29 protein-coding genes are annotated in these 26638 nt (G+C 75.0%); 16 read left to right on the forward strand and 13 right to left on the reverse strand.

Going from position 1 to position 26638, the window contains the following annotated elements; all coding sequences use genetic code 11:
* The first annotated feature begins 19 nt into the window (after positions 1-19).
* From ACI79T_RS03530 to ACI79T_RS03540, 3 genes are read left to right on the forward strand one after another with little or no spacing between them, the layout of a single operon-like run.
* Positions 20-1804 carry an ABC transporter ATP-binding protein gene (locus tag ACI79T_RS03530; RefSeq protein WP_456608667.1) on the forward strand — a complete coding sequence of 595 codons (1785 nt, stop codon included), beginning with the start codon at positions 20-22 and terminating at the stop codon, positions 1802-1804.
* The gene (locus ACI79T_RS03535; protein ID WP_456608668.1) at positions 1801-3675 is read left to right on the forward strand and encodes an ABC transporter ATP-binding protein; all 1875 of its coding nucleotides are present in this window, start codon (positions 1801-1803) and stop codon (positions 3673-3675) included. The genes ACI79T_RS03530 and ACI79T_RS03535 overlap by 4 nt, the downstream gene beginning before the upstream one ends.
* 36 nt (positions 3676-3711) lie before the next feature.
* Positions 3712-4185 carry a general stress protein gene (locus ACI79T_RS03540; RefSeq protein ID WP_456608669.1) on the forward strand — a complete coding sequence of 158 codons (474 nt, stop codon included), beginning with the start codon at positions 3712-3714 and terminating at the stop codon, positions 4183-4185.
* 4 nt (positions 4186-4189) lie between these two features.
* Here ACI79T_RS03540 and ACI79T_RS03545 read toward each other — a convergent pair whose 3' ends face one another.
* Complete coding sequence (locus tag ACI79T_RS03545) at positions 4190-4996, reverse strand: TrmH family RNA methyltransferase (protein ID WP_456608670.1); 807 nt, start codon at positions 4994-4996, stop codon at positions 4190-4192.
* Between the two features lie 95 nt (positions 4997-5091).
* Between ACI79T_RS03545 and ACI79T_RS03550 the strand changes: the two genes are divergently transcribed.
* From ACI79T_RS03550 to ACI79T_RS03565, 4 genes are all read left to right on the forward strand, one after another.
* The gene (locus ACI79T_RS03550; protein ID WP_456608671.1) at positions 5092-7161 is read left to right on the forward strand and encodes a putative bifunctional diguanylate cyclase/phosphodiesterase; all 2070 of its coding nucleotides are present in this window, start codon (positions 5092-5094) and stop codon (positions 7159-7161) included.
* Positions 7162-7250: 89 nt separating this feature from the next.
* Positions 7251-7970: an ABC transporter ATP-binding protein gene (locus ACI79T_RS03555; protein ID WP_456608672.1), complete on the forward strand. Its 720-nt coding sequence runs from the start codon at positions 7251-7253 to the stop codon at positions 7968-7970.
* On the forward strand, positions 7967-8737 hold the full coding sequence (locus ACI79T_RS03560; protein WP_456608673.1) for an ABC transporter permease: 771 nt from the start codon (positions 7967-7969) through the stop codon (positions 8735-8737). Before ACI79T_RS03555 ends, ACI79T_RS03560 begins: the two co-directional genes overlap by 4 nt.
* Positions 8653-9372 carry a TetR/AcrR family transcriptional regulator gene (locus tag ACI79T_RS03565; protein ID WP_456608674.1) on the forward strand — a complete coding sequence of 240 codons (720 nt, stop codon included), beginning with the start codon at positions 8653-8655 and terminating at the stop codon, positions 9370-9372. The genes ACI79T_RS03560 and ACI79T_RS03565 overlap by 85 nt, the downstream gene beginning before the upstream one ends.
* Position 9373: 1 nt before the next feature.
* Here the strand turns inward: ACI79T_RS03565 and ACI79T_RS03570 are convergent, their stop codons facing one another.
* Entirely contained in the window at positions 9374-10210 is an 837-nt protein-coding gene (locus ACI79T_RS03570) for a thioesterase family protein (RefSeq protein WP_456608675.1), read from the reverse strand.
* Between the two features lie 27 nt (positions 10211-10237).
* On the opposite strand from ACI79T_RS03570, the gene ACI79T_RS03575 reads away from it, so the two are divergent.
* Complete coding sequence (locus tag ACI79T_RS03575) at positions 10238-11206, forward strand: aldo/keto reductase (protein WP_456608676.1); 969 nt, start codon at positions 10238-10240, stop codon at positions 11204-11206.
* A 1-nt stretch (position 11207) separates the two neighbouring features.
* Here ACI79T_RS03575 and thpR read toward each other — a convergent pair whose 3' ends face one another.
* The 5 genes from thpR to ACI79T_RS03600 are packed head-to-tail and all read right to left on the reverse strand — an operon-like array spanning position 11208 to position 15617.
* Positions 11208-11801 carry an RNA 2',3'-cyclic phosphodiesterase gene (gene thpR, locus ACI79T_RS03580; protein ID WP_456608913.1) on the reverse strand — a complete coding sequence of 198 codons (594 nt, stop codon included), beginning with the start codon at positions 11799-11801 and terminating at the stop codon, positions 11208-11210.
* The gene (locus ACI79T_RS03585; RefSeq protein WP_456608677.1) at positions 11762-12145 is read right to left on the reverse strand and encodes a hypothetical protein; all 384 of its coding nucleotides are present in this window, start codon (positions 12143-12145) and stop codon (positions 11762-11764) included. Before ACI79T_RS03585 ends, thpR begins: the two co-directional genes overlap by 40 nt.
* A 59-nt stretch (positions 12146-12204) precedes the next feature.
* A complete protein-coding gene (locus tag ACI79T_RS03590; RefSeq protein WP_456608678.1) occupies positions 12205-13539 on the reverse strand; it encodes an MFS transporter in 1335 nt (444 codons plus the stop codon).
* Between the two features lie 47 nt (positions 13540-13586).
* Positions 13587-14021, reverse strand: coding sequence for a MarR family winged helix-turn-helix transcriptional regulator (locus tag ACI79T_RS03595; RefSeq protein ID WP_456608679.1), 435 nt, complete (start codon positions 14019-14021; stop codon positions 13587-13589).
* Positions 14022-14048: 27 nt separating this feature from the next.
* A complete protein-coding gene (locus ACI79T_RS03600) occupies positions 14049-15617 on the reverse strand; it encodes an NCS2 family permease (RefSeq protein ID WP_456608680.1) in 1569 nt (522 codons plus the stop codon).
* Between the two features lie 105 nt (positions 15618-15722).
* Here ACI79T_RS03600 and ACI79T_RS03605 point away from each other — a divergent pair, with 105 nt between their 5' ends.
* Complete coding sequence (locus tag ACI79T_RS03605; protein ID WP_456608681.1) at positions 15723-15950, forward strand: DUF2530 domain-containing protein; 228 nt, start codon at positions 15723-15725, stop codon at positions 15948-15950.
* A gap of 7 nt (positions 15951-15957) precedes the next feature.
* On the opposite strand, the gene ACI79T_RS03610 is transcribed toward ACI79T_RS03605, so the two are convergent.
* On the reverse strand, positions 15958-16770 hold the full coding sequence (locus ACI79T_RS03610) for a DUF3027 domain-containing protein (protein ID WP_456608682.1): 813 nt from the start codon (positions 16768-16770) through the stop codon (positions 15958-15960).
* Positions 16771-16835: 65 nt separating this feature from the next.
* Here ACI79T_RS03610 and ACI79T_RS03615 point away from each other — a divergent pair, with 65 nt between their 5' ends.
* Positions 16836-18362 carry an MFS transporter gene (locus ACI79T_RS03615; protein ID WP_456608683.1) on the forward strand — a complete coding sequence of 509 codons (1527 nt, stop codon included), beginning with the start codon at positions 16836-16838 and terminating at the stop codon, positions 18360-18362.
* Positions 18359-18823, forward strand: a complete 465-nt coding sequence (locus ACI79T_RS03620; protein ID WP_456608684.1) for a DUF2771 family protein — start codon at positions 18359-18361, stop codon at positions 18821-18823. The genes ACI79T_RS03615 and ACI79T_RS03620 overlap by 4 nt, the downstream gene beginning before the upstream one ends.
* A gap of 6 nt (positions 18824-18829) precedes the next feature.
* On the opposite strand, the gene ACI79T_RS03625 is transcribed toward ACI79T_RS03620, so the two are convergent.
* Positions 18830-19225: a cold-shock protein gene (locus ACI79T_RS03625; protein WP_456608685.1), complete on the reverse strand. Its 396-nt coding sequence runs from the start codon at positions 19223-19225 to the stop codon at positions 18830-18832.
* Positions 19226-19368: 143 nt separating this feature from the next.
* Here ACI79T_RS03625 and ACI79T_RS03630 point away from each other — a divergent pair, with 143 nt between their 5' ends.
* The gene (locus ACI79T_RS03630) at positions 19369-19728 is read left to right on the forward strand and encodes a YidH family protein (protein ID WP_456608686.1); all 360 of its coding nucleotides are present in this window, start codon (positions 19369-19371) and stop codon (positions 19726-19728) included.
* Positions 19725-20042: a DUF202 domain-containing protein gene (locus ACI79T_RS03635; protein ID WP_456608687.1), complete on the forward strand. Its 318-nt coding sequence runs from the start codon at positions 19725-19727 to the stop codon at positions 20040-20042. The genes ACI79T_RS03630 and ACI79T_RS03635 overlap by 4 nt, the downstream gene beginning before the upstream one ends.
* Here the strand turns inward: ACI79T_RS03635 and ACI79T_RS03640 are convergent.
* Positions 20029-20595, reverse strand: coding sequence for a hypothetical protein (locus ACI79T_RS03640; protein WP_456608688.1), 567 nt, complete (start codon positions 20593-20595; stop codon positions 20029-20031). The two genes, ACI79T_RS03635 and ACI79T_RS03640, sit on opposite strands and share 14 nt — an antisense overlap.
* Before the next feature lie 77 nt (positions 20596-20672).
* Between ACI79T_RS03640 and ACI79T_RS03645 the strand changes: the two genes are divergently transcribed.
* Both ACI79T_RS03645 and ACI79T_RS03650 read left to right on the forward strand, forming a co-directional pair.
* Positions 20673-21440: an endonuclease/exonuclease/phosphatase family protein gene (locus ACI79T_RS03645; RefSeq protein ID WP_456608689.1), complete on the forward strand. Its 768-nt coding sequence runs from the start codon at positions 20673-20675 to the stop codon at positions 21438-21440.
* Positions 21441-21490: 50 nt separating this feature from the next.
* Positions 21491-21802 carry a hypothetical protein gene (locus tag ACI79T_RS03650; RefSeq protein WP_456608690.1) on the forward strand — a complete coding sequence of 104 codons (312 nt, stop codon included), beginning with the start codon at positions 21491-21493 and terminating at the stop codon, positions 21800-21802.
* Here ACI79T_RS03650 and ACI79T_RS03655 read toward each other — a convergent pair.
* From ACI79T_RS03655 to ACI79T_RS03665, 3 genes are all read right to left on the reverse strand, one after another.
* Positions 21799-23454 carry an AMP-binding protein gene (locus ACI79T_RS03655; protein WP_456608691.1) on the reverse strand — a complete coding sequence of 552 codons (1656 nt, stop codon included), beginning with the start codon at positions 23452-23454 and terminating at the stop codon, positions 21799-21801. The genes ACI79T_RS03650 and ACI79T_RS03655 overlap by 4 nt on opposite strands.
* A gap of 7 nt (positions 23455-23461) precedes the next feature.
* Entirely contained in the window at positions 23462-23692 is a 231-nt protein-coding gene (locus ACI79T_RS03660; RefSeq protein WP_456608692.1) for a hypothetical protein, read from the reverse strand.
* Positions 23693-23807: 115 nt separating this feature from the next.
* On the reverse strand, positions 23808-24332 hold the full coding sequence (locus tag ACI79T_RS03665) for a hypothetical protein (RefSeq protein WP_456608693.1): 525 nt from the start codon (positions 24330-24332) through the stop codon (positions 23808-23810).
* Positions 24333-24384: 52 nt separating this feature from the next.
* Between ACI79T_RS03665 and ACI79T_RS03670 the strand changes: the two genes are divergently transcribed.
* Entirely contained in the window at positions 24385-26637 is a 2253-nt protein-coding gene (locus ACI79T_RS03670) for a helicase-associated domain-containing protein (RefSeq protein ID WP_456608694.1), read from the forward strand.
* The last annotated feature ends 1 nt before the right edge of the window (position 26638 follow it).

Consider the following 26638-nt stretch of genomic DNA (forward strand, 5'->3'; position numbering starts at 1 on the left):
GCCTAGCCTGAGCAGCGCCATGGACGACGAACCGCACTCCCCCGAGCCCGACGCCCACGGCCGGCTCTCCGCGCTGACCCGTCTCTGGCCCTTCGCCCGCCCGTACCGCGGGCTCATCGCGCTCACCTTCGGCGCCGCCCTGCTCGCCACGCTGGCGCAGATCGCGCTCCCCCTGATCGCCGCGGCGATCGTCGACGGGCCGATCGCCGAGGGCGACCGGGCCGGCCTGCTCCCGCTGCTCCTGCTCGCGCTGCTGTTCGGGCTCGCCGAGGCCGCGCTGTTCTTCGTGCGCCGCTGGGCGATGAACCGCAGCTGCCTGCGGATCGAGCGCGACCTCCGCGACACCCTGTACTCCCGGTTGCAGCGGCTCCCGGTCGCCTTCCACGACCGCTGGGCCTCGGGTCAGCTGCTCTCCCGCGCGACCACCGACGTCTCGACCGTCCGCCGCTTCGTCGGGTTCGCCGCCGTCTTCCTCGTGGTCAACCTGATCACCTGCGTCGTCGTCCTCGTGCTGCTGTTCGTCACCTACTGGCCGCTGGCGCTGGCCGTCGCCCTGACCACCGTCCCGCTCACCGTCCTCGGGCTGCGCTGGGAGCGCAGGTACAACGTGCAGTCCCGCCGCGTGCAGGACCAGCAGGGCGAGCTGGCCACCGACGTCGAGGAGGCGGTGCAGGGCATCCGCGTGGTGAAGTCGCTGGGCCGCGGCGGGCTGGTCTTCGACCGGTACGACGCGAAGGCGACCCGCCTCCGCCGGCTCGAGCTGGACAAGGTGCGCACGCTGGCGCTGATCTGGTGCCTGTTCGAGTTCCACCCGCAGGTCACCCTGGCGCTGATCCTGGTGGGCGGCGCGACCGCCGTGGGCACCGGCGCGCTGACCGTCGGCGGGCTGGTGGCCTTCGTCGCGCTGTTCACCGTGCTGCTGTGGCCGATTCTCTCGCTGGGCTTCCTGTTCGCCTTCGCGCAGGAGACCGCCAGCGCGTGCGACCGCATCGGCGAGCTGCTGGACGCCCCGGTGACGATCGAGGACCGGCCCGGGGTACGGCCGGCGCCCGTGGGCACCCCCGCCCGGCTGCGCTTCGAGGGGGTGCGCTTCGCCCACCCCGGTGCGGCCGGGCCGGTGCTCGACGGCGTCGACCTCGACCTGAGCCCCGGCGAGACCGTGGCCCTGGTCGGCGCCACCGGCTCGGGCAAGACGACGCTGACCGCGCTGGTCCCCCGGCTGTACGACGTCACCGACGGGCGGATCACCCTGGACGGCACCGACGTCCGCGACCTGCCGCTGGCGCAGCTGCGCAGCGTCGTCGCCACCGCGTTCGAGGAGGCGACGCTGTTCTCGATGAGCGTGCGGGAGAACCTCACGCTCGGCCGGCCGGACGCCGGCGACGCCGAGGTGGCCGAGGCGCTGCGGGTGGCCCAGGCGCAGTTCGTGCACGACCTCCCCTGGGGGCTGGACACCCGCATCGGCGAGCAGGGGCTCTCGCTGTCGGGCGGGCAGCGCCAGCGACTGGCGCTGGCCCGCGCGGTGCTGGGACGCCCGTCGGTGTTGGTGCTCGACGACCCCCTCTCCGCCCTCGACGTGCACACCGAGGCGCTGGTGGAGCAGGCGCTGCGGGAGGTCCTGGCGGAGACGACGGCGCTCGTGGTGGCCCACCGCGCCTCCACGGTGCTCCTGGCCGATCGGGTGGCGCTGCTGGCGGGCGGGCGGATCACCGCCGTGGGGCCGCACCGCGAGCTGCTGGCGACGGTGCCGGCCTACCGCGACCTGCTGGCGCAGGACAGCGAGCTGGCGGAGGCCGGCTCGTGACCGCCGACCAGAGCATCCCCGAGCGCAGCACGCACGATCAGAACACCGCCAATCAGGGCACCGCCGACCACGCCTGGCGCGGGGTGGCCACCGAGGACGCCGACGCGCTCTCCGCCGACGCCGGGGTCTTCCTGCGGGCGCGGTCGCGGCGGCTGCTGCGCGAGCTGTCGCACCCGCACCGGCGGACGCTCTGGGGCCTGCTGCTCACCATCCTGGTGCAGAACGGCGCCTGGCTGGCCGGCCCGCTGCTGATCGGCCTCGGCATCGACGTCGCCGTCCCCGCGCTGCTCGAGGGGGATCCGTGGCCGCTGGTGTGGATCAGCGCCGCGATGGTCGTCGCCGCCGTCGTCGACACGGTGCTGCGCTACGTCTTCCTCACCCGCTCCGGCCGGATGGGCCAGGCGGTCCTGCTGGAGCTGCGCCGACGGGTGTTCACCCACGTCCAGCGGCTGCCGCTGTCGTTCCACGAGCGGTACACCTCGGGCAAGACCATCAGCCGGCTCACCAGCGACGTCGAGGCGCTGGCGGAGCTGCTCGACGAGGGCCTGGACAGCCTGGTGACCGCGCTGTTCAGCGTGTTCACCATCGGCGTCGTGCTGCTGGTGCTCGACCTGCCGCTGGGCCTGGTCGCGCTGGCCGGCTTCCCCGCGCTGTTCTGGGTGGCCCGCTGGTTCCAGCGCCACTCCACCGCCGCCTACCGGCGCACCCGGGAGACGATCGCCGCGCTGATCGTCCAGTTCACCGAGACCTTCGGCGGCATCCGGGCGGTGCAGGCCTTCCGCCGGGAGGAGCGCAACGACCGGCTGCACGCGGCGCTCGACGAGGACAACCGGCGGGCGCACGACCGGGCCTTCTGGCTGATCGCCGTCTTCATCCCCGCGGTCACGCTGATCGGCAACGTGGTCACCGTCGCCGTGCTGGGCATCGGCGCCCTCCGGGTGATCGACGGCGGTCTCGCCGTCGGCACGCTCGTAGCGTTCCTGCTGTACCTGCGCCGGTTCTTCGACCCGCTGCAGGACGTCGCGATGTTCTACAACAGCTACCAGTCGGCCTCGGCGGCGCTCGAGAAGCTGTCCGGGGTGCTCGAGGAGCGGCCCACCGTCGCCGAGCCCGCCGACCCGGTGCCGCTCCCCCGGGCCGCCGGGGAGCTGGTGCTCGACGGCGTCCGCTTCGGCTACACCGGCTCGGTGGTGCTGCCGGAGCTGGACCTGGCCGTCCCCGCCGGGCAGACGGTGGCCCTGGTCGGCGCCACCGGCGCCGGCAAGTCGACCCTCGCCCGGCTGGCCGCGCGGTTCTACGACCCGGTCGGCGGCCAGGTGCGGCTCGACGGCGTGCCGCTGGACCGGCTCACCGACGCCGACCTGCGGCGGGCCGTGGTCATGGTGACCCAGGAGAGCTTCCTGTTCTCCGGCACGATCGCCGACAACATCGCCTTCGGGCGGCCCGGCGCCACCCGCGCCGAGGTCGAGGCGGCGGCCCGGGCCATCGGCGCCCACGAGTTCGTCACCGCCCTGCCCGACGGCTACGACACCGAGGTGCAGCGGCGCGGCGGACGCCTGTCGGCCGGGCAGCGCCAGCTGGTCGGCTTCGCCCGGGCGTTCCTCGCCGACCCGGCCGTGCTCATCCTGGACGAGGCGACCAGCTCGCTCGACGTGCCCAGCGAGCGGCTGGTGCAGCGTGCGCTGCACACCCTGCTGGCCGACCGGACGGCGCTGATCATCGCCCACCGCCTCTCCACCGTGGAGATCGCCGACCGGGTGCTGGTCATGGAGGAGGGCCGCATAGTCGAGGACGGCGCCCCCGCCGACCTGGTCGCGGGCACCGGCCGGTTCGCCGGCCTGCACCGGGCCTGGGCCGACAGCCTGGCGTGAGTGGAACACGACGCCGGCGTGGGTAGTTGACCAGGCATGAGTGCTTCGGTGTCGATGCCGCTGGGCGGCGTCCAGGTCGGGTCCTATGACAGCTACGAGCAGGCACAGGCGGCGGTCGACCACCTGTCCGACGAGAAGTTCGCCGTCGAGAACGTGACGATCATCGGCACGGACCTGCGGATGATCGAGACGGTGACCGGCCGGCTGACCATGGGCCGGGCGCTCGCCGCCGGCGCGGCCGGGGGCGCCTGGTGGGGTCTGTTCGTCGGTCTGCTGCTGGGCATCTTCGCCCCCGACGGCAGCGGCTGGATCGGCTCCGTGCTGACCGGCCTGCTGATCGGTCTCGCGTTCGGCGCGGCCTTCGGCGGGATGGGTTACGCCGCCACCCGCGGCCGCCGCGACTTCACCAGCACCAACAAGATCACCGCGAGCCGGTACGACGTGATGTGCCACCCGGCCCACGCCGAGGAGGCCCGCGCCATTCTCGCCCGCTTCTCCCTGCGGGGCTGACCGCTCAGCGCAGCGTCGCGAAGGCGACCGCCGCCGCGGCCGCGACCCCCAGGGAGTCCACGCCCGACCGCATCGGGATGCGGGCCCGCACCCGGGCCGCCTGCTGTGCCTCCGGCGTGAGCCCCGGACCCTCGGCACCCAGCAGCACCGCCGTCCGCGGGTGCGCGGCCGGGTCCAGGTCCGCCAGGTCGATCGCGTCGGCCGCGGGCGTCAGCGCCACCGTCGTGTAGCCGGCGTCGTGCACCCGGCCGAGGTCGGTCGGCCAGTCGGGCAGCACGGCGAACGGCAGCGCCAGGACGTGGCCCATCGAGACCCGGACCGAGCGCCGGTAGAACGGGTCCGCGCAGCGCGGGTCGAGCAGCAGCCCGTCGATGCCCAGCGCGAGCGCCGACCGGGCGATCGAGCCGAGGTTCTCCGCGTCGTTGAGCGCCTCGAGGACCGCGAGCCGGCGGGGCGCCACGGGATCCGGACCGGCCAGCAGCTCGTCGAGGTCGGCCGGCGGCCGCCGGTCGGCCGAGGCGATCACCCCGCGGGTGAGCCGGAAGCCGATCACCTCCGACAGCAGCCACTTGTCCGCCTCGTAGGCGGGGACGTCGTCCGGCAGCTCGAGCGCGGCCACCCGCCCCGGTACCCCGAGGACCGCGCGCACCCGGTACGGCGAGGCCAGCAGCCGCTGCACGGCGGGCACCCCCTCGACGATGACCGGCCCGCCCCACCGGGGGGTGCCCTCCGGCCGGTCGCCGGCCTTGAGGTTCCGGAAGTCGGCCACCCGCTCGTCGTGCGGATCGGTGATGACGACGGGAGCGGGCATGCCGTCGATTCTGCCCGGACGCCCGGCGCCACCCCGCCGAGGGAGCCGCGCGGCCGCCTGCTCAGGTCCGGGCGCCCCGCTGCCGATGCTGTCGCGTGGCACCCACGACGACGGCCCGGCCCGCGGAGCGCGCGCAGCCGCGCCCCCGGCTCGGCGTCTTCCCGCGCCTGGCCCTGGGGATGGCCGCGCTGGGCATCTGCATCGGTGCGGTCTTCCCGTACTTCGCCGAGCTCCTCGCCGTGCCGACGCAGTACTCGCGGGCGTCGACGTTCCGGCTCGCCTGCCTGGCCGCGGGGATCGCCCTGGGTGCGGCGAACTGGGTGCTGGCCAGACGGGTCATCGGCCGCCGGCTCCAGCTGCTCGCCACCCGGCTGACCGAGGTCGCCGACACCGTCGGCGGCCCCCTCGGCTCCGCGGGCATCCCGCACGACGCGCTGACCCTCCCCGTGGGGGCGCCCGACGACCTGGGCCGGACGGCGGCGGCGTTCAACGCGATGCTCGCGGCGCTCGACCGGGAACGGCGGTTCCGTTCGGTCGTGCAGGCCACCAGCGACGTCATCGCGCTCGTCGACCCCACCGGGCGGATCTCCTTCGTCTCCGACTCGGTCGCCGACCTGCTCGGCCGTCCGCCGCAGGAGCTGGTGGGCGAGCGTCCGCGCGATCTCCTCCACCCCGACGACCAGGCGCGGCTCGGCGACTCCGACGGCCCCGCCGACCTCCCCGGCGTCCTGCTCGTCCGGCTCCGGCACCGCGACGGCGACTGGCGCCACCTGGAGGTCACGTCGTCGGACCGCCGGACCGATCCGGTGATCGGCGCCCTGCTGCTGACCGCCCGGGACGTCACCGAGCGGATCGAGTTGCAGGATCGGCTGGCCCACCAGGCCACGCACGACGAGCTGACCGCGCTGCCGAACCGCGCGGCGGCCCTGGCGAGCGGCGCCCAGCTGCTGGCCGCCCGGCGGGGCGGCGAGCGCGTCGCCGTCGCCCTGCTGGACCTGGACCGCTTCAAGGAGGTCAACGACACCCTCGGGCACAGCTACGGGGACCGGCTCCTCGCGCAGGTCGGCCCGCGGCTGCGGCCGCACGTCCGCGACGTCGACGTCGTCGCCCGGCTGGGCGGGGACGAGTTCCTCCTGCTGCTCCCGGACGTGACGCCCGAGGGCGCGCGGACCGCCGCGGAGCGGGTCCGGGCCGCGCTGGGCGAGCCCTTCCTGGTCGACGGACTGGCCCTCGACGTCGACGTGAGCATCGGCGTCGCCGTCTCCGCGGACGGCCCGGTGGACATCGGGTCGCTGCTGCGCCAGGCCGACATCGCCATGTACACGGCCAAGGAGCGGCAGAGCGGTGTCGAGGTCTACGACGCCGCCGCGGACGGGCACGACCGCGGCCACCTCCTGCTGCTCTCCGAGTTCCGGCGCGGGCTCGCCGAGGGGCAGCTCGTGCTGCACTACCAGCCCCAGGTGTCGCTGCACACCGGCGAGGTGGTGGCGGTGGAGGCGCTGGTGCGCTGGCAGCACCCCGAGCGCGGGCTGCTCCTGCCGGGGGCGTTCCTGCCCGCCGTCGAGCGGACCGGGCTCATCGAGCCGCTCACCGACCGCGTCCTGGACCTCGCGCTGGCCCAGGTGCGGCAGTGGTCCGAGCGGGGCCTCGGCGTCCCCGTGGCGGTGAACCTGTCGGCCCGTTCGGTCCACCGCTCCGATCTGCCGGCCCGCGTGCTGTCCGCCCTGGCGGCCCACGGGGTGCCGGCCGGCATGCTCCGCCTGGAGCTGACCGAGAGCGCACTGGTCGCCGGGCCCACCCGGGCGCGCGACGTCCTCACCCGCCTGCACGCCGCGGGGGTGAGCCTGTCGATCGACGACTTCGGCACCGGCTACTCCTCGATGGGGCGCGTCCGGAACCTGCCGGTCAGCGAGGTGAAGATCGATCGCAGCTTCGTCGCCGAGCTGGCGACGACGGCCGACGACGCCGCCCTGGTCCGGTCGGTCGTGGACCTCGGGCACGAACTCGGGCTGACCGTGGTGGCGGAGGGCGTGGAGGACGCGGTGACGGCGTCCGCGCTGGTGGACCTGCGGTGCGACGTCGGACAGGGCTACCTCTTCGGCGCCCCCGTGAGCGCCGCGGAGATGACCGGCTGGCTGGCCGGCCGACTCGCACCGGCCGTCTGAGCGCATCGGGACCAAGGACTCCGTTGACGCCGCCCCAACAACTCATTTAGCGTTGAGTTCATCAGCCGTTGACTTCTTGGGAGGCCGGCATGGACGCCGTCACCGTCACCGATCTCGTCGTCGACCGGGGGCGCCGTCGCGTCCTCCCCGGTCTCTCGTTCGCCGTCCCGGCCGGGCAGGTCACCGGGCTGCTCGGACCCAGCGGCAGCGGGAAGACGACGCTCCTGCGCGCCCTCGTCGGGGTCCAGCGGGTCCGATCGGGCACCGTCACGGTGCTCGGCGAACCGGCTGGCTCCCCCGCGCTGCGCCGCCGGGTCGGCTACGTCACCCAGGCGCCGAGCGTCTACGCCGACCTCACCGTGCAGGAGAACGCCCGCTACTTCGCCGCCCTCCACGGGCGGGGCGCCACCGACGCCGATGCCGCGATCGCCGACGTCGGCATGGCCGGCGCCGCCGGCCAGCTGGTCGCCGACCTCTCCGGCGGCCAGCGCGGGCGCGCATCCCTCGCCTGTGCCCTGGTCGGCACGCCGGAGGTGCTCGTGCTCGACGAGCCGACGGTCGGGCTGGACCCGGTGCTGCGCGCCGAGCTGTGGGCCCGGTTCCACGCCCTGGCGGCGGCCGGCACGACGCTGCTCGTCTCCAGCCACGTGATGGACGAGGCCGGCCGGTGCGACCGCCTGCTGCTGCTGCGCGACGGCGAGCTGATCGCCGACTCCACGCCGGCGCAGCTGCGGGCCGACGGCGGTTCCCCGGACCTCGAGGAGGCGTTCCTGAACGTCGTCCGCGCCCGGACGGAGATGGCCGCGTGATCACCGCCCTGGCGAGCCCCCGGCTCACCGCCGCCACCACCGGCCGCGTGCTGCGCCAGCTGCGGCACGACCACCGCACCATCGCGATGATGCTGGTGCTGCCGAGCCTGCTGCTGGGCCTGCTCTACCTCCTCTGGAAGGACGTGCCGACCCTCCCGGGCCAGCCGGGCACGTTCGACCGCGTCGGGCTGACCATGCTCGGGATCTTCCCCTTCGTCGTGATGTTCCTGGTCACGAGCATCGCGATGCTCCGCGAGCGCACCTCCGGCACCCTGGAACGGCTGCTGACCACTCCCCTGGCCCGGCTGGACCTGCTGCTCGGGTACGGGGCCGCCTTCGGGCTGGCCGCGGCGCTGCAGGCCGCGGTCACCGTGACTGTCGCGACGACGCTTTACGACCTCGACGTGACCGGCTCGATCGCCCTCGTCGTGGTCATCGCCGTCGCCGACGCGGTGCTGGGCGTCGCCCTGGGGCTGCTGGCCAGCGCCTTCGCCCGCAGCGAGTTCCAGGCGGTGCAGTTCATGCCGGTCGTCGTGCTGCCGCAGTTCTTCCTGTGCGGGCTGCTGGTCCCCCGCGAGCAGATGGCCGGCTGGCTGCAGGCGGTCAGCGACGTCCTGCCGCTCACCTACGCCGTCGAGGCCCTGCAGGAGGTCGGGCGCTCCGCATCGGCGACGGGCACGATGTGGGCCGACGTCGGGATCGTGTCCGGCGTCGCCCTGCTCGCCCTCGCCCTGGCGGCGGCGACCCTGCGGAGGAGGACGGACTGAGCGCAGAGCCCGACGACCGGGAACCGGCACGCGCACGACGGTCGGGACGGCGCCCCGGGAACCCCGACACCCGGGACGCCGTCCTGGCGGCGGCCCGGGCGGCGTTCGCCGAGCGCGGCTTCGACGGCGCCACCATCCGCGGGATCGCCGCCGCGGCCGGGGTCGACCCGGCCCTCGTCCACCACTACTTCGGCAGCAAGGACAAGCTCTTCCTGGCCGCGATCGAGGCGCCCGCCAACCCCGCGGAGCTGCTCCCCGAGCTGCTGGCCGGCGGGCGGGACGACCTCGGGCGCAACGTCGTCCGGCTGCTGCTGACGGTCTGGGACGGCCCCATGCGGCCGGCGGCGCTCGCGCTGGTGCGCTCGGCGGTCACCAACGACTGGTCGGCGCGGCTGCTGCGCGAGTTCCTGGTCACCCAGGTGCTGCGCCGCGTCGTGGGCACGCTCGACCTGCCGCCCCGCGAACGCGAGATCCGCGGGTCGCTGGCCGCCTCCCAGCTGATCGGGCTGGTGATCGGCCGGTACGTGCTGCAGATCGAGCCGCTCGCGTCGGCGTCCCCGGACTGGCTGGTCGCGACCATCGGACCGACGGTGCAGCACTACCTCACCGGGGAGGTGGAGCTGCCGCTCCGGTGACTCAGCGGGGGGCGCGGGCCAGCTGGCGGCTCTGCGCGACCAGCCGCCCGGTGGAGTCCCAGATCCGGCACTCCTCGTCGAGCCAGCCGCCGGCGATCTCGGTGGCCCGCGACTCGGCCAGGCACCACCCGGGAGCGGGCAGCGCACGCACCAGCACCTGGAGCTGGACGGTCGGTGCCCAGCCCATCAACCCCATCGACCAGATCGTGGGGGGGAGCGCGTCGGCGAAGAGCAGCAGGGCGAACGGGTCGGGTTCCCGCCCCTCGGCGAGCCGCATCCAGGCGCGCATGACCGGCTCGCCCGAGGGGGTGCCCAGTGCCCAGCCGGCGGTCGCCGGGTCCAGGCGGGTCTCCACCCGGTGCCGCAGCCCCACGGCGGGCACGGGACGCCCGCCCATGTCGGCGCCCGGCTGCGCGTCGAGGCACTGCTCGACCGGCGGCACCTCCGGCGCGGGCGAGGAGGAGTGCACCGGTTCGTCGCCGGAGAGCGTCGCCGACGTCACCTGCACGCTCAGCGTGGGCCCCTCGGCGCCGCTGAGGACGACGCCCGCGTGCGCGAGGGTGCGCCCGGCCGGGCCCGGCGTCACGGCCAGGGTGGCCGGGCCGGGCGGCGTCGCCCGCAGGTAGCTGGCCGACACCGCCACCGGGTGCGGGTGCGGGCTGTCGGCGACGGCCGCCCGCGTCGCGACGGCGAGCAGGTACCCGCCGTTGAGGATCCCGCTGCCCACGTCCCAGCCGGGCAGGAGATCGGCGGCGTAGCCGCCGGCCTCGGCGCGGTGGACCGTCGTCGCGCGGTCGAACTCGGAGTCGGCGGTGGCGAGCTGATCGTCCTGCGGCACGTCGGACAGGGTGCCAGGGTGGCGGCCATGGACTACACCCACCTCGGCCGCAGCGGCCTCTCGGTCTCCCGGCTGTGCCTGGGCACCATGAACTTCGGCTGGAAGACCGAGGAGGGCGACTCGCACGCGATCATGGACCGGGCGCTGGCCGAGGGCGTCAACTTCTTCGACACCGCCAACGTGTACGGGTTCGACGCCGGCAAGGGCCGCACCGAGGAGGTCCTCGGCAGCTGGTTCGCGCTGGGCGACGGACGCCGGGAGAAGACGGTGCTGGCCACCAAGGTCTACGGCGGGATGTCGGACTGGCCCAACGACACCTTCCTCTCCGCCCGCAACATCGTGCGCGCGTGCGAGGGGTCGCTGCGCCGGATGGGCACCGACTGGATCGACCTCTACCAGTTCCACCACGTCGACCTGCGCACGCCGTGGGAGGAGATCTGGCAGGCCTGCGAGACGCTCGTCGCCCAGGGCAAGGTCCTCTACGTCGGCTCGTCCAACCACGCCGCCTGGCAGATCACCCGCGCCAACGCGGTGGCCGAGCGCCGGCACTCCACCGGGCTGGTCAGCGAGCAATCGCACTACAACCTGCTCACCCGGCACGTGGAGCTGGAGGTGCTCCCGGCCGCGGAGCACCTCGGCGTCGGCATCCTGCCATGGAGCCCGCTGGCCGGCGGGCTGCTCGCCGGCGTCCTGGAGAAGACCGAGGGCGGCCGGCGCAACGACGAGCGCACGCAGCAGCGGATCGAGGCGCACCGTCCGGCGCTCGAGCAGTACGAGGCGTTCTGCCGCGACCTCGGCCACTCCCCCGCCGACGTCGGCGTGGCCTGGCTGCTGCACCAGGCCGCGGTTACCGCCCCGATCGTCGGCCCGCGCACCATGGCGCAGCTCGAGGGGGGCCTGCGGGCGCTGGAGGTGCGCCTGGACGAGGCGGCGCTGGCCCGGCTCGACGAGATCTTCCCCGGCTACCGGGCCGCCCCGATGGAGTACGCCTGGTGAGTCACCCGACCGGCCAGGTCGCCAGCGTCTCGTGGCGGGCCCCGGCGCCGAGGTGGCTCTCGACCAGCCGCACGTCGGCGACCGGCCACTCCGGCCCCCGGTAGCCGGCCAGCCGATCGGTCAGGGCGCCGTCCGCGGGGCGGCCCGGACGCCAGCGCCCCAGCGTGAGGTGCGGCCGGAACGGCCGCTCCTCCACCGGCAGGCCGAGGTCGCGCGCGGCGGCGGCCAGCCGACCGGCGAGCGCGACGAGCGGGGCGACGTCGCCGTCCAGCCCGGCCCACGCGACCTGCGGACGGCGCAGCGATCCGAACCGCCCACCCCCGGCGAGCCGCAGCGTCATCGGTGGCGTCGCGGCGACGGCGGGCGCCGCGGCGGCCACCAGGCCGGGCACCGTGAGCTCGGGCACCGCGCCCAGGAACAGCAGCGTCAGGTGCCACTGCTCGGGGCGGCCCCAGCGCGGCGCGCCCGGGGCGTCGCGCAGCGGTGCGAGGACCCGGTCGAGGTCGCGGCGGGCGGGCGCGGGCGGCTCGACGGCGAAGAACAGCCGGTGCGGGTTCAGACGGGCACCTGCAGCCCGGCCCGGCGCAGCGCGCAGGTGAGCCGCAGCCGCTCGATCTCGCGGGCCCGGTCCTCCCGCAGGGCGGCCAGCTCCGACGGCTCACCGAGCATGGCGGCGGCCTCGAGGAGCACGTCGTCGTAGGCGGCCTGCACCGCCCGGCGGCGGACCATCGGCGCCCCGGCCGGGACGACGGCGACCTGGCGGCCCAGCCGGCGCAGATCGGCCGCCACCAGCTGCAGCGACCGGGCGGAGGGAGCGGGGTGGCGAGCGGCCCGGCGACGGGCCGACCAGGCCTCCAGCCGCCGGGTCAGCGGGCCGAGGAAGGCGATCAGCCCGGCGAAGACGGCGAGCAGCGCGACGAGGTGGATCAGTGCGGCCATGGTGGACTCCCGCGCACGTGCGGAACCGGTGGCGCCGACGGTACGCCCGCGGAGCGCGGTCAGCGCAGCTGCTGACCCGGCGCCTTCTCGGCCATCTTCTCCTCCTCGGCGCGGACCTGCGGGGACGGGACGGCGGGCCGCTGCGGACCGACCTGGAGGCGGAACCGCAGCGGTGCCCGCTCCAGCCGGACGCGGACCGACCGGCGGCGGGCCAGCAGCGCGGCCGCCCCGAGCCCGGCGACGACGCACACCCCGCCACCGAGGATGAGACCCCACGGGGCGCCGAAGCGTTCCGACACCCAGCCGACCAGCGGCGCCCCGACCGGGGTGCCACCCATGAAGCACATGAAATACAGCGCCATGACGCGCCCGCGCATCTGCGGGTCCACGCCGAGCTGGACGAAGCTGTTGTTGGCCACGCTGAACATCAGCCCCGCCGCGCCGGTCGGCACCAGGAGCACGGCGAAGGCGAGGTAGGTCGGCATCAGGCCGGCGATCAGGGTGAAGGCGCCGAAGACCACCGCGGAGCCGACGAGGAACCGCTGCCGCGGCCGGACGTTGCGCCGGGTGGAGAGCAGGGCGCCGCTGAGCGAGCCGACGGCGAAGCAGGTGGAGAGCAGGCCGAACGCCTCGGCCCCGAGGTCGAACGTCTCGCGGGCCATCAGCGCGATGGTGACCTGGTAGTTGAAGCCGAACGTGCCGAGCACGAAGGCCAGGCCCATGGCGAGCAGCAGGTCGGGGTGCGCCCAGGTGTAGGCCAGCCCGGCGCGCAGCTGACCGCGGCCCCGGGCGACCGGCGGGCTGGGCAGCAGCTCGTCGGCGCGCATGCCGGCCAGCGCCACGATGGTGAAGGCGAAGCTGGCCGAGTTGATGAAGAAGGCCGGCGCGGTGTTCCCCGACGCCGCCCCGATCAGCAGCCCGGCCAGCGCCGGCCCGACCAGTCGGGCGCCGTTGAAGATGGTCGAGTTGAGGCTGACCGCGTTGGTGATCAGCCCGGGGCCGACCATCTCCGAGACGAACGCCTGCCGCACCGGCACGTCGACCGCCGACACCGAGCCCAGCGCCCCCGCGAGCACGAAGACGTGCCAGAGCTCGACCGAGCCGGTGACCACCAGCAGCGCGAGGACCAGCGAGAGCAGCCCCATGAGCGCCTGGCTGATCAGCAGCAACCGGCGCTTGGGGTAGCGGTCGGCGAGGACGCCGCCGTACATGCTCAGCAGCAGCGAGGGCCCGAACTGCAGCGCGGTGATCAGCCCGAGGGCGACGCCGCTGTCATCGGAGAGCTGCAGCACCAGCCAGTCCTGGCCGATGCGCTGCATCCAGGTGCCGGTGAGGCTGAGCAGATTGGCCGAGGCGTAGCGGCGGAAGTTCCGCACCCGCAGTGCGCGGAACATGCCGGTGCTCTGCTCGGACGGCGCCCGCTGGTCAGTGCTCGTGCAGGTCACCCACTGGCGAGCTTGTCCATGATCTCGGCCGCCTCGCGCAGCACCGCGCGCTCCTCGGCGGTCAGCTCCTGGAGCCGGCCGGCCAGCCAGGCCTCCCGCGCCCGCGCCTCCGCCGACAGCATCTCCTCGGCGGCCGGGGTCAGGTCGATGACCACCTGGCGCCCGTCGGTCGGGTGCGGGGTGCGGGTGACCAGCCCGGCGTTCTCCAGGGCGACGACGACCCGGGTCATCGACGGTGGCTGCACCCGCTCGTGGCCGGCCAGCTCCCCCGGGCTCATCGGGCCGTGCCGCTTCAGCGTCGACAGCGCCGCCAGGTGGGTGAGCGTCACCGAGGTGTCCACCCGTTGGTTGCGCAGCCGCCGCGAGAAGCGCATGACCGCCAACCGCAGCTCGTGCGCGAGCGCGGCGGTGTCGAGCGTCGTCCGGCTCACGATAGTTAGCCTAACTCAGGAGGTCGGTCAGAAGAGCTGCTGCAGCGGCTCGAGGGCGAAGTAGACCAGGAACATCGCCGCGATGACCCACATCAGCGGGTGGATGTCCCTGCGCCGCCCGACGACCAGGCGCAGCAGCACGAAGCTGATCACGCCGGCGCCGATGCCGTTGGTGATCGAGTACGTGAACGGCATCAGCGCGATGGTGAGGAACGCCGGGATGACCAGGGACATGTCGTCCCACGCCAGGTACCGGATCTGGGTGACCATGAGCGCGCCGACGATGACCAGGGCGGGAGCGGCGGCCTCCGCGGGGACGACCGCCACCAGCGGGGTGAAGAACACCGCCACCAGGAACAGCAGACCGGTGACGATGCTGGCCAGACCGGTCCGCGCGCCGTCGGCCACACCGGCGGTGCTCTCGATGTAGGTGGTGTTCGACGAGACGCTGCCCGCGCCGCCGGCAGCGGCGGCGATGGAGTCGACGAGCAGGACCGGCTGGGACCTCGGCAGGTTGCGCTTCTCGTCCAGCAGGTCGCCCTCCGCGCCGACGGCGGTGACGGTGCCGACGGTGTCGAAGAAGTCGGCGATCATGATCGAGAAGACGATGAGCAGCGCGGCGAGGATGCCGATGCGCTCGAAGCCGCCGAAGAGCGAGAAGTTCCCGAGCAGCGAGAGGTCCGGGGTGCTCACGACGTCGTCGGGCAGCTCGGGCACCTGCAGCCACCAGCCGCGCGCGTTCTCGCCGGCGTCCCCGAACCGCGGGCCGATGTCGGCGATCGCCTCCACGACGATCGCCAGCACCGTGGTGACCACGATGCCGATCAGCAGAGCGCCCTTGACCTTGCGGACGACGAGCACCGCCATGAGCAGCAGGCCGACGACGAACACCAGCGTCGGCCAGCCCGCCAACTGCCCACCGACGCCGAAGCTGATGAGCGGGTTCCCCGGCCGGATGATGCCCGCGTCGGCCAGGCCGATGATCGTGAGGAAGAACCCGATGCCGACGGCGATCGCGGTCTTCAGCTGCGGCGGGATCGCCTCGAAGACCGCCCTCCGGAAGCCGGTGAGCACCAGCACCGTGATGAGCAGGCCCTCGAGCACGACCAGACCCATGATCTCGGGCCAGGACAGCTGGGTCGCCGCGAACACCGCGACGATCGCGTTGATGCCCAGCCCGGTGGCCAGCGCGAACGGGTAGCGGCCGACGACGCCCATGAGGATCGTCAGCGCACCGGCCAGCAGAGCGGTGACGGCGGCGATCGAGGCGAACGGGAGCACCGTGCCCTCGACGTCGGCGCCGGGCACGTCGCCGGGTCCCGCGATGCTGGTCAGGATGATCGGGTTGAGCACCACGATGTAGGCCATCGTGAAGAAGGTCGTGAGCCCGCCGCGCACCTCCCGACCGACGGTCGACCGGCGGGCACTGATCTCGAAGTAGCGGTCCATCCCGTTCTTCGGGCGCGGCCGCGGGCCCTCGCTGCGGCGCGGGATGGTGGGCGGCGTGCCCGCCGAGACGTCGGCCGGGGTGTCCCCCGTGGAGACCGGGTCACCAGCGGCGCTGGCGCCACCGGAGGGACGGGACTGCTGGGGCATGCGGACTCTCCGGGCGGTGCGGGCGGCCAACGAGCGGCGACAGCGTGCCACACACCCGGCACAGGCACGTCGACCCGGGACCGCGCCGCACTCTAGGGTGCCCCCGTGCCCGGTCCCCACAAGCAGGCCCCGCCACCGCTGCAGGTCGACACCGCCCGCGTGGTGATCGCCGGGATCGCGGTGTGGGCGGTGGCCCTCGTCGTGCTGCTGTTCCTGGGCGACCGGGTGGACCGGATGTGGACCTGGACGTGCCTCGCCGCGATCGGCCTCGCGCTGCTCGGGCTGGGCGTGATGAAGCTGCAGGGCCAGCTCGGCTCGCGCGACCGCGGCTGAGCCGCGGTCAGTCGCTCAGGACGTCGTACTCCGAGGTGTCGTAGCGGGCCGAGGTGACCACCTCGGTCGGCTCGACCACCACGAGCGTCGCCTGGCTGTGCGCACCGCAGCCGTAGTCGGCGGTGACCACCCGGCCCTCGGCGGGCGCGTAGGCGTTGCCGCAGGCGCCGACCACCTGGCGCAGCGACCCGGCGAGCGGGAGGTAGAAGCCGCAGGTCGCGCACGGCCCGGGCGCCTGCCGGGCCATGGGCGCCGTCGGGCCGAACTCCCCCGCGGTCCAGCGGGCCACCGCCTCGGACCGGCCCTCGCGGGACATCACCCGCTCCCGGCCCAGGCCGATCTCCCCGGCGACGACCCGACCCTCGGGGTCGTCGGCGGAGTCGTCGTCGACCGTGTACGCCGGCGCCAGGCGCGGGTCGTCCTCGGTCGCCGGCAGGACGTCGCCCACCGAGAGGTCCCCCGGGCGCAGCCGCTCGTGCCACGGCACCCAGGCCGGCGCCAGCAGCGCCCGGTCGCCGGGCAGCAGCACGACCTCGTCCACGGTGACCAGGTCCTCGCCGGGGACCCGCGCGATCGTGACCGCCCAGTGCCAGCCGACGTAGCCGGGCAGCCGGCTGGCGAAGGTGTGGGTGAGCACCTCGCCGAGGTGGGCCGGGGCGTCCTCGGCGGACACGGTCTCGGGCATGGCGCCCAGGTGCTCGCCGACCGCGTCGGCGTCACCGGCCGCCTCGACGGCGGCCGCGCGGGCCGGCTCGATCGCGGCGGTCAGCGGGTCGACCGCGGCGGAGGCGGACCGGACTGCTGCGGGGGACTGGGGCACGCCCCCCATTGTGGCGGACGACCGGGTGTCCGGCACCGACCGGACTCCCAGGTCGGTGCGGCACCATGGTCGGCGTGCCCGCCTCCCGCCGTCCGCCCGGTGCTCCCCGGCGGGTGCGACTGTCCCGCCGGGCGGTGCCGGCCGAGCCGGACCGGGTCGACACGACCCCGCTCGACGTCGGGCGTCCGCAGACCCGGCCGCTGCCGTCGGCGACGCCGCCACCGGGCCCGGCGGCCGGACCGGCCAAGGTCACCGTCACCCGCGTCGCCGCCGCCCGCAGCCGCGAGCTCACCCTCGCCGCGGCCCGCCGGGTGCGCACGGCCAGCCGCGCCGACGGCGCCGGCGAGAGCGGCCTGACCCAGCTGCTGTGGGTCAACGCCCTGCACATGGCCGGGGACGCGATGATCGCCGTCTCCCTCGCCGGGACGCTGTTCTTCGCCGCCACCACCGACGCCCAGCGCGGCAACGTCGCGCTCTACCTGCTGGTGACGATGGCGCCGTTCGCCCTGCTCGCCCCGGTCATCGGGCCGGCGCTGGACCGGCTGCAGCGCGGCCGGCGGTGGGCCATGGCGGTCTCGCTGGGCGGCCGGGCGGTGCTGGCGCTGGTCATGGCCGCGCACTTCGACGACCTCTGGCTGTACCCGGCGGCGCTCGGGGTGCTGGTGCTGTCCAAGGCGCACAACGTGCTGCGGGCGGCGGTGGTGCCGCGCGTGCTGCCCGGCGCGATGTCGCTGACCTCGGCGAACGCCCGGCTGTCGGTGTTCGGGCTGGCGACCGCCGGGGTCGCCGGCGGGCTCGGCGCCGGGGTGGCCGCGCTTCTCGGCTTCGACTGGGAGCTGTGGGCCACCGCCGCGGTGTTCGTCACCGGTGCGGTGCTCGCCGTCCGGCTCCCCGCGCACGTCGACGTCCCCGTCGGCGAGGAGCCGGCCGACGTGCTCACCACCGCGGAGATCCCGCTGCCCGGCCGTCGGCGCCGGGTGACCCCGCACGTGGTGCTCGCGCTGCGGGCCAACGCGGCGCTGCGCGGGCTGGGCGGGTTCCTCACGATCTTCATGGCCTTCCTGGTGCAGGCCACCTTCGCCGACGGCTGGGAGGCGACGCTGGCCCTCGGGGCGCTCGCGGTGGCCGCCGGTGCCGGCAGCTTCGCGGGCACGGCGGTCGGGTCGCGGCTGCACACGGCCGCCCCCGACCGGCTGGTGCTCTACGCCGCCTCGACGGCCGCGGTCGTCACCGTCCTTGCCGCGGTGTTCTACGGCTTCGGCATGGCGGTGCTGGTGGCCGCCGTCTCCGCCGTGGCGAACGCACTGGGGAAGGTGTCCCTGGACGCGATCATCCAGCGCGAGGTGCCCGAGAAGCTGCGCGCCTCGGCCTTCGCCCGGTCGGAGACGATGCTGCAGCTGGCCTGGGTGGTCGGCGGGGCGCTGGGCATCGCGCTGCCGCCCACCGGCTGGATCGGGTTCACCGTCGCCGCGGCGCTGCTCGCCCTCGCCGTCGGGCTCCTCCTGTGGACCCTCCACCGCAGCCGCACGCCGGCGGCCGCGGCGGGGCCCGTCGATGCGCCGACGACGCCGATGGGACCGTCGTGGACGTGAGAAGGCCCGCGACCGCATCCCTGCTCGCCCTCTGCGCCGCCGGCTCCCTGGCCGGCTGCGCGGGCGAGCCCGACACCCCCGGCGACGTCCGGGTGCAGGCCGGGAGCCAGGACGTGACCGCCCGGCCGAGCCAGTACTGCCTGGACGGCGAGGGCCAGCGCTACCAGGTCACGCCCCCGGTGGTCGAGGTCTCCCCCGACACCACCATCTCGCTGACCGTGCCGGAGCGGATCGCCGAGCGCGGCTGGCAGGTGCAGGTGTTCGACGAGACGCTGGAGGAGGTGATCGGCGAGGTCGACGTCCCGGCGGGCACGGAGACGTTCGCGGAGATCAGCTCCTCCGACGTCGTCCCGCCCGCCTTCTACCTCGTCGTCGTCGAGGACAAGGGCGGTGACTGCGGCGAGTTCACCGGCGCCTGGCCGATCGGGTTCCTGCGCGCCGGGGGGAACCTCCAGGGCTGAGCCGGCTCAGGCCTCCAGGTCGGCGGCGACCGCGCGCAGCACCGAGCCGACCTTGCGCGACTCCGCGCGGTCGGGGTGCCGGCCGTGGCGCAGCCCCTCGCCGACGTCGTCGAGCAGCTTGATCAGGTCCTCGATGATCGGCACCAGCTCGTCGGGCTTCTTCCGGCTCTTCGCGGCCACGCTGGCCGCCACCGAGGGCAGCGGGTCGAGGACGCGCACCTGCAGCGCCTGGTCGCCCCTGCGGCCGGCCACGATGCCGAACTCCACGCGCTGGCCCGGCTTGAGCTCGGCGGTGCCGGCCGGGAGGGCGTCCTTGTGCACGAAGACGTCGGGCCCGTCCTCGCGGGACAGGAAGCCGAAGCCCTTCTCCGCGTTGAACCACTTCACTCTGCCGGTGGGCACGGTGGGATCCCTCAGTTCTCGGTGTGACGCGGCCCGGAGGCCGGTCGGACGACGACGGCGCTGCTCGTTCCACAGGTTAGCCGCCGCTGCGCTCCCCCGACCTGGCGATTCCGGTGCCCGCACGTCGTCCCTACCCTGGGCCGGTGCCCGAGCCCGCGGACGGCCCCGACCATCCCGACTACCGGTTCACCCTGGCCAACGAGCGCACCCTGCTGGCCTGGCTGCGCACCGGCCTGGCCCTGGTGGCCGGCGGGGTCGCCGTCGCCACCTACGCCCCCGACCTCGGCGTGCGCTGGGGCAGCGCCGCCGTCTCCCTGGCCCTGGTGCTGATCGGGCTGGGCACCGCACTGGCCGGCTACCGCCGCTGGCGGGGCAACGAGGCGGCGATCGCCGCGGGGCGGGCGCTGCCGTCGAGCACGGTGGTGCCCGCGGTGGCCGCCGCCGTCGCTGCGGTCGTGGTGGTGGTCGGCGTGCTGGTGGGCGTCGAGGTGATGCGCGGGTGAGCGCGGTGGAGACCCAGCCCGAGCGCACCGCCCTGGCCTGGCAGCGCACCGGCCTGGGCGTGCTGGCGGTCGCCGCGCTGCTCGGGCACCGGGCGCTCGAGGCCGGACGCCCGGTGCTGCTCGTCGTGGCCGGGCTGGCCGCGCTGCTCGGCCTGGCCGTGCTCGGCGGCCTGGCCCCGGCGCGCTACCGCCAGGTGCGGGACCGGGTGGCCGGTGGCCGGGCCGTCACCACGCCTGCGCCGGCCCGCGCGGTGACCGCCGTCGTGGTGCTCACCGCGCTCGCCGCCGCCGTCGCGGTGCTCATCCCGGGCTGACGTCGGGGACGATGCCGAGCCGGTCCAGCAGGGCCAGGAAGACGACGGCGAAGTCGTTGCCGGCGACCTCGCGGGCCACCTGCGGCCAGTCGACCTGCTCGCGCATCGCCCGGGCGACCGGCAGCAGCCGGCCGAAGTCGCAGTAGTGCTCGTCCAGGGCCATGAGCTTGGCGGCGACGACGTCGGTGGCGCCGAGCACCGGCATCTGCACCGAGAGGACCGGCAGCGTCTCCGCCCGCTCCAGCAGGTCGGTCCCCGCGGGGCGGCCGCACGTCCGCCAGACCACGTCGACGAACACCTCGCCCTGCACCACCTTGAGCAGCCAGTCCTCGGCGGGGTCGGCCACCTGCAGACCGGCGTCGGCCAGCGCCTTCGCCGCCCGCTCGGACTCGGCGGCCGGCACCACGAAGTCGGCGTCGTGGTCGGGCTCGGGTGCGCCCCGCACCCACGCGGCGTAGCCCCCGCACAGCGCGAACGGCACCTCGGCCTGCTTGAGCGCGACCGCGGTCCGCTTCAGCAGGTCGCGCACCTGGTCGCGCGGGGTGGGATCCACGCGTTCCTCGCTACCCGCTGCCGCCGCGCGCACGCACCCGGGGGTAGATCCGGCACCGGGCGGGGCACAGGACGCAGGTGCGCATCGCCACCTTCAACCTCCTGCACGGCCGCTCGCTCGAGGACGGCCGGGTCGACGTCGACCGGCTCGCCGCGGCGGTGAAGACCCTCGACGCCGACGTCCTGGGTCTGCAGGAGGTCGACCGCGACCAGCCGCGGTCGCTCGGCGCCGATCTCACCGCCGTCGCGGCCGAGGCGATGGGCGCGGTGGACTCGCAGTTCGTCGCCGCACTGTCCGGAACACCCGGGGGCACCTGGATGGCCGCCACCGGCGACGAGCAGCCGGGTTCGGCCAGCTACGGGATCTCGCTGCTCTCGCGCTACCCCGTCGTCTCCTGGCGGGTGGTGCGCCTGGACCCGCTGCAGGTCAGCGTGCCGCTGTGGTCCCCGCAGTCGAAGCGCCCCTTCCTGGCCCGCGACGAGCCGCGGGTGGCCGTGGCCGCCGTCCTGGACGGCCCGTTCGGCCAGTTCACCGTCTGCAACACCCACCTGTCGTTCATCCCGCGCTGGAACGGCCGGCAGCTGCGCACCCTGGTGCGCTCGCTGGCGGGCACCCGGGAGCCGCTGGTGCTCATGGGCGACCTGAACATGCAGCAGCGCGCGGCCGCCCGGAACAGCGGGCTGACGCCGATCGGCTCGGCGGCCACCTTCCCGGCGCCCCGGCCGACCCGGCAGCTTGACCACGTGCTGGTGCGCGGCGCCCTCCGCGCGAGCGGGCCGGCCGAGGCCGTGCGGCTGCCGCTGTCGGACCACCGGGCGCTCGTCGTACCGGTCGAGGCGGGCTGACCGGCGCCGACCGGTCGCGGCGCGCCACCACCGGGTGGATCATGATCGACATGACCGCCCGGATCCTGTTGCTCGTCGCCGGCATCGTGCGCACGGTGTTCGCGGTGATCGCCGCGGTGATCGTCGTCCACGCGGTGTTCGTGCTCTTCGAGGCCAACCCGGCCAACGTGCTGGTGCAGTTCGCCGCCGACTGGCGCGAGTCGTTCGGCTGGTTCACCCGCGACCTGTTCACGCCGTCGGACCCGAAGATCGCCGAGGCGGTCAACGCCGCCCTGGCCGCGCTGATCTGGGTGGTCGTGGGCAGCCTGCTGTCGAAGCTGATCGTCCGGCTGGCCCCCTCGTCCTCCCGGGTCGACGCCTAGGCGTACCGGCGCTCCGCCGCCCCCTGCAGACCGAGTTCCTCGACCGACACCGAGCGCATCTCGACCTTGCGGATCTTGCCGGTGACCGTCATCGGGAACTCGTCGACGACCTTGACGTACCGCGGCACCTTGTAGTGGGCCAGCTTGCCGGCGCAGAACTCGCGGAGCGCCTCCGCGGTGAGCGGCTCCGCGCCCTCGCGCAGCCGCACCCAGGCCATCAGCTCCTCGCCGTAGCGCTCGTCGGGGACGCCGATCACCTGCGCGTCGACGACGTCGGGGTGGGTGTAGAGGAACTCCTCGATCTCCCGCGGGTACACGTTCTCCCCGCCGCGGATCACCATGTCCTTGATCCGGCCGACGATGTTGAGGTAGCCGGCGTCGTCCATGACGGCGAGGTCGCCGGTGTGCATCCAGCGCGCGGCGTCGATGACCTCCGCGGTCTTCTCCGGCTGGTCCCAGTAGCCCAGCATCACCGAGTAGCCGCGGGTGCAGAACTCCCCCGGCGTCCCGCGCGGGACGGTCAGCCCGGTCGCCGGGTCGACGACCTTCACCTCCAGGTGCGGGTGCACCTGCCCGACGGTGGCGGTGCGGCGCTCGAGGTCGTCGTCGGCGCCGGTCTGCGTGGAGACCGGTGAGGTCTCGGTCATGCCGTAGCAGATGGTCACCTCGGTCATGCCCATCTCGCTGACCACGCGCTTCATGACCTCCACCGGGCACGGCGAGCCGGCCATGATGCCGGTGCGCAGTGAGGAGAGGTCGTACTCGGCGAAGTTCGGCAGGCCCAGTTCGGCGATGAACATCGTCGGGACGCCGTACAGCGAGGTGCAGCGTTCGTCCTGGACGGCCTGCAGGGTCAGCGCCGGGTCGAAGCCAGGGGCCGGGATGACCATGGTGGCGCCGTGCGAGGTGGCGCCGAGGTTGCCCATCCCCATGCCGAAGCAGTGGTAGTAGGGCACCGGGATGCAGACGCGGTCGGCCTCGGTGTAGCCGCAGCCCTCGCCCACGAAGAAGCCGTTGTTGAGCAGGTTGTGGTGGGTGAGCGTGGCGCCCTTCGGGAAGCCCGTCGTCCCCGAGGTGTACTGGATGTTGATCGGGTCGTCGGCGGACAGCTCCGCGGCCCGCTCGGCCAGCAGACCGCCGTCGGCGGCGCGGCCGGTGTCCATCAGCCGCGTCCACTCGGGTGAGCCGAGGAAGACCACCTCGCGCAGGTCGGGGCAGTCGCGGCGCACCTCGCCGACCATCGCGCGGTAGTCGCTGGTCTTGAACTCCGGCGCGCTGACCAGCACGGAGATGCCGGCCTGCTGCAGCACGTAGGCGAGCTCGTGCGTGCGGTAGGCCGGGTTGATGTTGACCAGGATCGCGCCGAGCTTCGCGGTCGCGTACTGGACGAAGACCCACTCGGCGCAGTTGGGCGCCCAGATGCCGACCCGGTCGCCCTTCCGCACGCCGAGGGCGTCCAGGCCGAGCGCGCAGGCGTCGACGTCGGCGACGAGCTGCGGATAGGTCCAGCGGCGACCGGTGGCGCACTCGACGAGCGCCTCGTGGTCGCCCACCCGCGCCGCCGTCCGATCGAGGTTGGCCCCGATCGTGTCCCCGAGCAGCGGGACGGTCGAGGTTCCGCTGCTGTAGGACGGCAGCGCGGGTGCGGTCATCGCTCGCTCACCTCCGGCGCCGGCCCTCGGCGGTCTGCACGCCGGCCCGGTTCGGCTTGTCGGTCGGGTGCGCGTAGCGCAGCCGGTCGGCCGGGAGCGGGAACTCGTGGTCCTGACCGAAGGGCGAGAGCCCTCCGGCGACCGAGGCCGAGAGCTCCGTGAGCGGCGGGCCGCCGTCCTCCGACTCGCCCCAGGTGGGTTCCACGAGGTGCGCGTGCTTCTCGTTGCGCTTGGCCATGACGCCTCCGTCTGCGGTACCGGGTGCACCGCACGGTGCACCGTTCCCCTCCATCTTGGCCGATCCCGCCCGGGACGCGCACGCCACCGCCCCGGGAGGGGCAGCGGTGTCGTGCTCAGCGCGCGCGGGTCGCCTCGCGGGCGCCGTAGACGGTGCCCGCCCCGTCGGCGGTCAGCACCCACCGGTCCCCGCCCACGGGCGCGGCCCGCACGGTGCCGCCGTCGAGGGCCTGCACGGCCCGGGTGCGCCAGACGGCGGTGCTCAGCAGCCGCAGCCGGACCGGCTCGTCGGACAGCTCGTCGAAGCCGTAGGGCTCGAACGACAGCAGCGCCGGCCCGGCGATCCGCAGCGTGCCGGTGCGCCAGGCGGTGCCCGCCAGGGCCCGCTCCCAGCGCCGGGTGCGCAGCAGGCCGCCGGCCCCCGCCACCACCGCGGCCAGCCCGCCCACGACCAGGAGGGTGACGCCCAGCCCGGCCCCGGGCAGCCGCCCGCCGCCCGAGCCGGCCACCGTCACCGCGGCGACGCCGAGCAGGATCCCGAGGACGACGGCGATCAGGCCGCCCCCCAGCCAGCGCAGGGCGCCCACCTGGTGGGCGGCGAGGGCCGTCCGGGTCTGCGGGTCGTCACTCGCCGGGTGCATGCGCCCATGCTGGCAGGAGCACCGGCGCGGTCGGCGACGTAGCGTGGACCGGATGTCCACGGAACCCCCTGCGACGCTCGCCGCCTGGCTGCGCACCCGCAGCGACGAGCAGCTGCGTGCGTTGCTGGTGGCCCGGCCCGACGTCGCCCGCCCCGCCCCCTCCGACGTCGTCGCGCTGGCCAGCCGCCTGGCGGTGCCGGTGTCGGTCGACCGCGCGCTCGACGAGCTGGACGCCGCGACGCTCCAGGTGCTCGACGTGGTACTGCTCGCGCCCACCGACGGCATGGCCCCGGACGAGCTGATCGCCGCGCTGCCCGAGGTACCCGACGACGTCCTCACCGGCGCCGTCGAGACCCTCACCACCCGGGCGCTGCTGTGGGGCGACGAGGTGCTGCACGCCCCCGACCCGGTGCGCCGCGCCGTCCGGCACCCCGCCGGCCTGGGCCGCCGCGCGCTCGACCTGCGCGTCCAGCTGCCCGCCGACCTCCCCGCCGCGGTGGCCGAGCTGGCTCCCGAGGAGCGCGCGGTCCTGGAGAAGCTCGCCGGGGACCGGCCGGTGGGCCACCTCCCCGACGCGCCCGCCAACGGCGCGACGACGCCGGCCCGCCGGCTCCTGCAGCGCGGTCTGCTCGCCCGCATCGACGCGCTGAACGTCGAGCTGCCCCGGGAGATCGGTGTGCTGCTGCGCGGCGGCTCCCCCTACGGCCCGCCCCGGCGCCGTCCTGCGCCCGCGCTGGTCACGCGCGAGCCGAAGGTGGCCGACCGGCAGGCCGCCGGGGCCGCGCTCGAGTCCGTGGGGCGGGTCGGCGAGCTGCTCGCGCTGCTCGAGGAGGAGCCCGCCGGGCTGCTCCGCAGCGGCGGCGTGGGCGTGCGCGACCAGAAGCGCCTGGCGCGGGCGCTGCACGTCCCGGAGCCGGAGGCCGCGTGGCTGCTGGAGCTGGCGTTCGCCGCCGGGCTGCTCGACGTGGGCGGGCCGCACCGCGACGAGTGGCTGCCCACCCGCGCCTACGACGTGTGGCGGGAGCAGGACCTCGCCGACCGCTGGGCGGTCCTGGCCGCCGGCTGGCTGGACGGCGTGCGGCTGCCCTCGCTGGTCGGCGTGCGCGACCTCGCGGGCAAGGCGGCCAACGCGCTCTCCCCCGACCTGGTGCGGCACACCGCACCGGCGATCCGCCGGTCCGCGCTCACCGTGCTCGCCGAGCAGCCGCCCGGCTCCGGGCTGGCGCCGGAGGACCTGACCGCGCTGCTGCGCTGGCGCACCCCGCGCCGGGCCGACCGGCTCGCGCCGGTGCCCGACATGCTCGCCGAGGCCGCGCGGCTCGGCGTCCTGGTGTCCGGGGTGCTCTCCACCGCCGGCCGCGGGCTGCTCGCCGCGGGTGAGGACGGCGCCGCCGACGGCATGCGCGGGCTGCTGCCCGAGCCGGTGGACCACGTGCTCGCCCAGCCCGACCTCTCCCTCATCGCCCCCGGCCCGCTGGTCGCGGAGCTGGCCGACACCCTCGCCGTCGTCGCCGACGTCGAGTCCTCCGGCGGGGCGACGGTGTTCCGGGTGTCGGAGTCCTCGGTCCGCCGGGCGCTGGACGCCGGCTGGTCGGCCTCGGACCTGCACGACTTCTTCAGCCGCGCGTCCCGGACCCCGGTGCCCCAGGCCCTGGACTACCTGGTCGACGACGTCGCGCGCCAGCACGGGCGGCTGCGGGTGGGCGCGATCGAGTCCTACGTGCGCTCGGACGACCACGGGCTGCTGTCCCAGGTGCTCAACGACCGGCGGACCGCGGCCGCGGAGCTGCGCCGGCTGGCCCCCGGGGTGCTGGTCAGCGGGCTCGGCGCCGACGAGGTGCTCACGGTGCTCCGCGAGGCGGGCTACGCGCCGGCCGGCGAGAACCCGGGTGGCGCCGTCCTCACCCGGCCCCCGGCCCGGCCCCGCGCCGCCGGCCGCCGGCCCGGCAGCGAGTCGCACCCGGCGCCGCGGGCCCTCTCCCCCGACGATCTGGACGCCACCGTCCGGGAGATCCGGGCCGGCGACGCCGCGCTCGCCGCCCGCCGCGGCGAGGCGGTGCGCCAGGTGCCCGGCGTGACGACGGCGTCGACGCTGGAGCTGCTGTCCCGGGCGGTGCGCGACGGCGTGCCGGTGTGGCTGGGCTACGTCGACGCGCAGGGCAGCGGGAGCCAGCGGGTGGTGCAGCCGGTGTCGCTGGCCGGTGGCTTCCTCTCCGGCTACGACGAGCGGCGCAGGGAGAACCGGACCTTCGCGGTGCACCGGATCACCTCGGTGGCCCTGGTGGAGCCCGACGCCGCGGGCTGAG

The sequence above is a fragment of the Blastococcus sp. SYSU DS0619 genome, assembly GCF_054051035.1.

Coding starts and splice junctions, on each gene's coding strand:
- ACI79T_RS03530 (WP_456608667.1), top strand. CDS start 20: ATGGACGACGAACCGCACTCCCCCGAGCCCGACGCCCACGGCCGGCTC.
- ACI79T_RS03540 (WP_456608669.1), top strand. CDS start 3,712: ATGAGTGCTTCGGTGTCGATGCCGCTGGGCGGCGTCCAGGTCGGGTCC.
- ACI79T_RS03545 (WP_456608670.1), bottom strand. CDS start 4,996: ATGCCCGCTCCCGTCGTCATCACCGATCCGCACGACGAGCGGGTGGCC.
- ACI79T_RS03555 (WP_456608672.1), top strand. CDS start 7,251: ATGGACGCCGTCACCGTCACCGATCTCGTCGTCGACCGGGGGCGCCGT.
- ACI79T_RS03575 (WP_456608676.1), top strand. CDS start 10,238: ATGGACTACACCCACCTCGGCCGCAGCGGCCTCTCGGTCTCCCGGCTG.
- ACI79T_RS03585 (WP_456608677.1), bottom strand. CDS start 12,145: ATGGCCGCACTGATCCACCTCGTCGCGCTGCTCGCCGTCTTCGCCGGG.
- ACI79T_RS03590 (WP_456608678.1), bottom strand. CDS start 13,539: ATGTTCCGCGCACTGCGGGTGCGGAACTTCCGCCGCTACGCCTCGGCC.
- ACI79T_RS03600 (WP_456608680.1), bottom strand. CDS start 15,617: ATGCCCCAGCAGTCCCGTCCCTCCGGTGGCGCCAGCGCCGCTGGTGAC.
- ACI79T_RS03615 (WP_456608683.1), top strand. CDS start 16,836: ATGGTCGGCGTGCCCGCCTCCCGCCGTCCGCCCGGTGCTCCCCGGCGG.
- ACI79T_RS03650 (WP_456608690.1), top strand. CDS start 21,491: ATGACCGCCCGGATCCTGTTGCTCGTCGCCGGCATCGTGCGCACGGTG.
- ACI79T_RS03655 (WP_456608691.1), bottom strand. CDS start 23,454: ATGACCGCACCCGCGCTGCCGTCCTACAGCAGCGGAACCTCGACCGTC.
- ACI79T_RS03660 (WP_456608692.1), bottom strand. CDS start 23,692: ATGGCCAAGCGCAACGAGAAGCACGCGCACCTCGTGGAACCCACCTGG.
- ACI79T_RS03665 (WP_456608693.1), bottom strand. CDS start 24,332: ATGCACCCGGCGAGTGACGACCCGCAGACCCGGACGGCCCTCGCCGCC.
- ACI79T_RS03670 (WP_456608694.1), top strand. CDS start 24,385: ATGTCCACGGAACCCCCTGCGACGCTCGCCGCCTGGCTGCGCACCCGC.